The following is a 1,271-nucleotide window of genomic DNA, read 5'->3' as shown; positions in this document are numbered from 1 at the left end:
GGGACTGACCCCCGTTTGTGAGACAGGGATCAAAACACCTTGCAAGTTTAAACTGCCAGTCGCCGAAAATCAATCGGTGACTGGTTTTTTAGTTTTGTTTGAATACGAACTGAGTTATAGTAAATAATGTAGTCTCGAACGGTTTGTTCAACGATTGCCGTCGTTGTACAAGTGAGCCCTTCGAGGTAAAACGTTTCAGACTTTAGCGTGGAATGAAACGATTCGATGGTGGCATTATCAGCGGGCGTTCCTTTACGGGACATGCTCATGGTAATGCCTTTTCCTTTTACGGCCGCCTGATAAGCCTCCGATGTATAAACGCTACCTTGATCGCTATGGAGCATCGTACCTGGTAGAGGAGGCAGTTGGTTTAACGTATCCAATACAAACGCGATGTTTTGCTTGTCGGCTATACTGTAAGCCACAATCTCACCGTTAAACAAGTCTAAGATACTCGACAGGTACAATGTTTTTCCGCCGAAGGGTAAATATGTAATGTCCGTGACAAGTTTTTTCATCGGTAAATGGGCTTGAAATTCACGCTTTAACAGATGTTCTGCTAGATACGCGGGCTGTCCCGTTGGTTTACGTTTCTTTATCCTAACTCGACACTGCAACCCTTCATGCTGCATAATCCGTTGTACACGTTTATGATTGATTGTTTGTTCCAGTCGAAGCAACGCGGTTACTTTTCGGTATCCATAGCGAAATTTATGTTGCATACAGAGTTCCCGGACCTTCTCTACCACGTGATCTTTGCACTCGGTGTCATACGCTGATTTCCAACGGTAGTACGTTGTACGAGGGAGCCCTAACCATTCACAAGCTTGGGTAACGCTCACTTCTCCTCGGATAGACTCGATCCATTCCACTACAATCTTTGGTGACACCTCCTTTGCATCTCCTTGTACTTTTTTAGTACATCTAATTGTTGTTTCAAAAACCGATTCTCAGCTTTTAGTTTCTCCAGTTCTGATGCATACTCGGGTCCTTTGCCGTAGCTGTATTGTTTGCCCACGGGTTGCTCTAGCCGATTCCATTCACCACTGCGATACCACCGCATCCAAGTTTTCACTTGTGTCTTATTTCGTATGTTGAGTTGTTCCATAACTTCTTTTACCGGAATGCAAGCCAATCTCATTTCAATTGCTTTCATTTTTACTTCTACAGGGTAGCTAACTCTTGTTGCCAACGCAAAAACACCTCCAAGTTTGTCTCCATATCTTACGACATGGTTGAATTCTCTTGAAGGTGTTTTAATTTGTCTCACG

General features: G+C 43.7%; 1 protein-coding gene. It reads right to left on the bottom strand.

The genetic code is table 11. The annotated features are described in order from the left end of the window. Window positions 1-47: 47 nt before the first annotated feature. Window positions 48-1,192 (bottom strand): IS3 family transposase gene (locus tag EJP82_RS27805; RefSeq protein ID WP_127195319.1). Its coding sequence is split into 2 segments (ribosomal slippage): window positions 48-898 and window positions 898-1,192, totalling 1,146 coding nucleotides; the frame shifts between segments, so codons are not numbered across the junction. Window positions 1,193-1,271: the final 79 nt, after the last annotated feature.

The organism is Paenibacillus anaericanus, assembly GCF_003994475.1.
In the GTDB taxonomy this organism is placed as follows: Bacteria; Bacillota; Bacilli; order Paenibacillales; family Paenibacillaceae; genus Fontibacillus; species Fontibacillus anaericanus.
Note: the sequence above shows the minus strand (reverse complement) of the source record. Positions and strands in the feature narration are given on the sequence as shown.